5 protein-coding genes are annotated in these 3,894 nt (G+C 70.1%); 1 reads left to right on the plus strand and 4 read right to left on the minus strand.

What is annotated here, in order from left to right; all coding sequences use genetic code 11:
* Window positions 1-510 (minus strand): helix-turn-helix transcriptional regulator (locus ACWELQ_RS40545; protein WP_452402298.1); only part of this gene is annotated, 510 nt, incomplete at its 3' end.
* Window positions 511-572: 62 nt separating this feature from the next.
* On the opposite strand from ACWELQ_RS40545, the gene ACWELQ_RS40550 reads away from it, so the two are divergent.
* Window positions 573-1,721, plus strand: coding sequence for an epoxide hydrolase family protein (locus ACWELQ_RS40550; RefSeq protein WP_452402299.1), 1,149 nt, complete (start codon window positions 573-575; stop codon window positions 1,719-1,721).
* Between the two features lie 21 nt (window positions 1,722-1,742).
* Here the strand turns inward: ACWELQ_RS40550 and ACWELQ_RS40555 are convergent, their stop codons facing one another.
* The 3 genes from ACWELQ_RS40555 to ACWELQ_RS40565 all read right to left on the minus strand — a co-directional run.
* Entirely contained in the window at window positions 1,743-2,615 is an 873-nt protein-coding gene (locus ACWELQ_RS40555) for an LLM class flavin-dependent oxidoreductase (RefSeq protein ID WP_452402300.1), read from the minus strand.
* Between the two features lie 79 nt (window positions 2,616-2,694).
* Entirely contained in the window at window positions 2,695-3,003 is a 309-nt protein-coding gene (gene ppnP, locus ACWELQ_RS40560; RefSeq protein ID WP_452402301.1) for a pyrimidine/purine nucleoside phosphorylase, read from the minus strand.
* A gap of 48 nt (window positions 3,004-3,051) precedes the next feature.
* A partial coding sequence (locus tag ACWELQ_RS40565) for a patatin-like phospholipase family protein (protein ID WP_452402302.1) occupies window positions 3,052-3,894 on the minus strand: 843 nt, incomplete at its 5' end.

Genomic DNA, 3,894 nt, shown 5'->3' on the forward strand with positions numbered 1-3,894 from the left:
GCTGGTGCGACGGGAGGGTTCGCCCTCGTGGTTGCGGTAGTCGAAGCGCAGCCGCTCGCGGTCGCGGATGGCCGCGGCGATGGCGGTGAGCGTGTCCGGATCCACGCGCGGCCCGCCTGCGGGGACCGCCACAGTCGCCTCTTGCAGGGCGCTCACGCGATGCCGCAACCGCGACGGCAGCACCTGCTCGAGTTTGGCCAGCGCCCGCAGCGAACTCTCCTCGATCCCGGCGATGGTGCCGCCAGCCGCGGTGCGCAGACCCATGGCCACCGCGACGGCCTCCTCGTCGTCGAGCAGCAGCGGCGGCAGTTGCGCGCCCGCGCCCAGCCGATACCCGGCGGTCCCGGCCACCGCGTGCACGGGATAGCCCAGCCCGCGCAGCTTTTCGATATCGCGGCGCACGGTGCGCACATCGACCTCGAGCTGCGCCGCGAGTTCCGCGCCGCTCCACTCGCGCGGCGTCTGCAGCAGCGACAGCAGCCGCAGCAGGCGGGCGGAGGCTTCCAACATGAGTCGATTCTGCCCGAAACCTAGGGCGGAAACTGTCCTAACCGGCTTCTAGCGTTGTTCTCATGAGCGACACCATCACTCCCTTCCGGATCGACATCCCGCAACAACAGCTCGATGACCTGCGGTCGCGCCTCGACAATGCCCGCCTGCCCGCCCCGCTGCCCGGCGACGACTGGGACACCGGCGTGCCCGTGCACTGGCTGCGCGAACTCGTCGAGCACTGGCGCACCGGCTATGACTGGCGTGCGGCCGAGGCTCAGCTCAACCGCTACCCGCAGTTCGTCACCGAGATCGAAGGGCAGCGCATCCACTTCCTGCACATCCGCTCGGCCGAACCGGACGCGGTGCCGCTGCTGCTGACCCACGGCTGGCCCGGCTCGATCGCCGACTTCCTCGACATCATCGGCCCGCTCACCGATCCCGGCGCGCACGGCGGCGATCCGGCCGACGCCTTCCACCTGATCATCCCGTCGCTGCCCGGCTTCGGATTCTCCGGACCGGTCAGCGACACCGGTTGGAGCAGAGCGCGTATCGGCCGCGTGTGGGCCGAACTCATGCACCGCCTCGGGTACGAGCGCTACGGCGTGCAGGGCGGCGACATCGGCGGCGCGGTGAGCCCGGAGGTGGCCCGGCACGCACCGGACCGGGTGATCGGCGTGCACCTCAACGGCGGCCCCAACCTGCCGCCGCCGGACGCCGTGAACGACCTCGCCGAACTGACCGAGATCGAACAGGACCGTATCCGCCGCATGCAGGCGTTCATGCGGGAGGAGATGGGCTACATCGCGATTCAGTCCACCCGGCCGCAGGCGCTGGCCTACGGGCTCACGGATTCACCGGTGGGCCAGCTGGCCTGGATCATGGACAAGTTCCGCGAGTGGACCCACCCGCGTGGCGTGGTTCCCGACAAGATCATCGACCGGGATCGGCTGCTGACCACGGTGATGCTGTACTGGCTCACCGGCACGGCGGGTTCCGCGGCCTATGTCGGCTACGTGAATCCCGGTGATTGGATCGCGCCCGGCGCGAATTCCGGTGTGCCGACCGGTGTCCTGGTCCTCGCCCACGACGTGTGCATCCGCCGCTACTGCGAGCAGTCCAACACCATCACCCGCTGGGTGGACGTGGACCGCGGCGGCCACTTCGCGGCCCTCGAGGAACCCGTCCTGCTGGTCTCGGAAATCCGGGAGTTCTTCCGCGACCTGCGCTGAGGCGGGCCGCTTTTCGACCGATCAGGGCACCAGCGGTCGGATCCGCTCGGCGACGAAGCGCACGAAGCCGACCGGGTCCGGTTCGTCGGCGGTGGGTTGCAGCACCACGCTGGTGGCCCCCGCCTCGACCCAGCGCCGCACCGTGGCCGCGATGGTGTCGGCGTCCCCGGCGACGCCCAGGTCCGGGATGGCGTCGCGTTCCTTGGCGCGCAACTCGGCCGCCACCCGGTCGGCGGCATCCGGGCCGGTGGCCGCGAGCAGGTAGACGACGATCGGATAGGGCTGCGCACCCGGCGATTCGGGGCGCGTGGTCCGCACCAGATCGACGGCCGCCCGAATGCGCTCGGCCGACGCGGAGTTGTCGAGTACCACCCCGTCGGCCGACTCCGCCACCAGCCCAAGGGTTTTCGGCCCCTTCGCCGCGGCCAGGATCGGCGGGGCCGAGACCGGCGGCCAGTCCAGGGCCACGTCATCGAGCTGAACGTAGCGGCCCTTCACCGTGATCCGCTGCCCGTCGAGCAGTCCGCGCAAGGCGTCGAGGTATTCGCGCAGCAAGGTCACCGGCGAGGCGACCCGCGCCCCCACCTGCCCCATCCAGTCCTGCACCCCGTGCCCGACACCCCAGATCCCGCGCCCGGGGAACATCCGCTCCAGCGTGGCGATCTCCATCGCCGTGATCGCGACGTTCCGCAACGGCACCGGCAGCACTCCGACCCCGATCCGCACCCGCTCGCTCCACGCCAATGCCGCTGCGGCCGTGGATATCCCGCCCTCGAGGAAACAGTCCTCCCACAGCCACAATTCGTCGAGCCCCGACTCGTCGGCCACTCGCACCACGTCCCGCAGCCGCTCCGGTGGATTCTGCGGCCGGAACACCGCACCCAGCGTCGTCATGTCTCATGCCTACCACGCGCACGGCAGAAACGACTGTGGCCCGGCCTCATTCGCGAGGACCGGGCCGCAGGAGGTGAACTCAGCCGAAGTGACAGACGTAGTGGACGGGCTCGAGGACCTCGATGACGAAGCTGGAGTCGCCGGGCACGGAGAAGGTCTCGCCGCCCTTGTACGCGGTGGCCTCGGTCTCGCCGGCGAGGGTGACGTTGCAGGAGCCCTCGAGCAGTTCCATGATCTCCGGCGCGCCCGTGTTGAAGGTCAGGGTGGCGGGGAGGATGACACCGACGGACTTGCTGGTGCCATCGGCCAGCTCGATATTGTGGCTGACGCACTTGCCGTCGAAGTAGACATTGGCGCGCTTGGTGACGGTGACATTCTCGAACTTCATGCGGCGATCGTACCCGGCGACATCCGGGCAATCCGCACGGTGGGCGACCTACCCGACCGGCGGCACCACGCCCTCGGGCAACGTGTCCAGCGCGGCGGCCGCCAGCGCCCGGCCCTGCTCGATGATCGTGGCGGCCCGATGGAAATCCATGGTGCCGCAGATGTTCTGCGGCACCGAGATCAGCAGGTCCGGCGGGTGCGCGGCCAAATGCTGGCGAGTGATCTGGGCGAGCATGAGATCGATGGCCCGCTGCGCCACATCCGTGGCCCGGACGCTGCTCAACGGCGGCGGCGGTTCGGCCGGGGCCTCGGCGGCCGTGCGGCCCACGCCCAGGCCGCGCCACCATTGCGTGAACCAGTTCGGGCGCGGCAGCGCGCGGTCGTAGGCCGGATCGGGCGGGCCCGAGAGGTCCACGCCGATGGTCAGATCCGCGGGGCCGAGCGCCATGGTCGCCACCACCGGCACCGGGTCGAGGACTCCGCCGTCGACGAGCACATGGCCGTCGACCAGCACCGGGGTGATGAATCCGGGTATCGAGATGGAGGCGCGGATCGCGGCGTCCAGTCCCCCGGTCCGGAACCAGGTCGAGCGCCCGGTGGTCAGGTCCGTGGCCACCGCGACGTACGGGATCGCGAGGTCTTCGATGCGCAGTTCACCGAGCATCTCCCGAATCCGGTCGAGGACCTTCCCGGCCCGGATCACCCCCGGCTCGCTGAAGGCCGGATCCAGCAGTCGCGCCACCTCGAACTGGCCCAGAGCCGTTGCCCAGGAGGTGAACTCGTCCAGCCGTCCCGCCGCGAACAACCCGCCGACCAGCGATCCCATCGACGATCCGGCCACCCCGACGACCTCGTACCCACGTTCCTGCAGCTCGGCGATCACCCCGATGTG

This window comes from Nocardia sp. NPDC004722 (genome assembly GCF_053601505.1).

Bases quoted from the DNA above. Each gene is read 5' to 3' on its own strand.
- ACWELQ_RS40550 (WP_452402299.1), top strand. From the start codon at position 573: ATGAGCGACACCATCACTCCCTTCCGGATCGACATCCCGCAACAACAG.
- ppnP (WP_452402301.1), bottom strand. From the start codon at position 3,003: ATGAAGTTCGAGAATGTCACCGTCACCAAGCGCGCCAATGTCTACTTC.
- ACWELQ_RS40555 (WP_452402300.1), bottom strand. From the start codon at position 2,615: ATGACGACGCTGGGTGCGGTGTTCCGGCCGCAGAATCCACCGGAGCGG.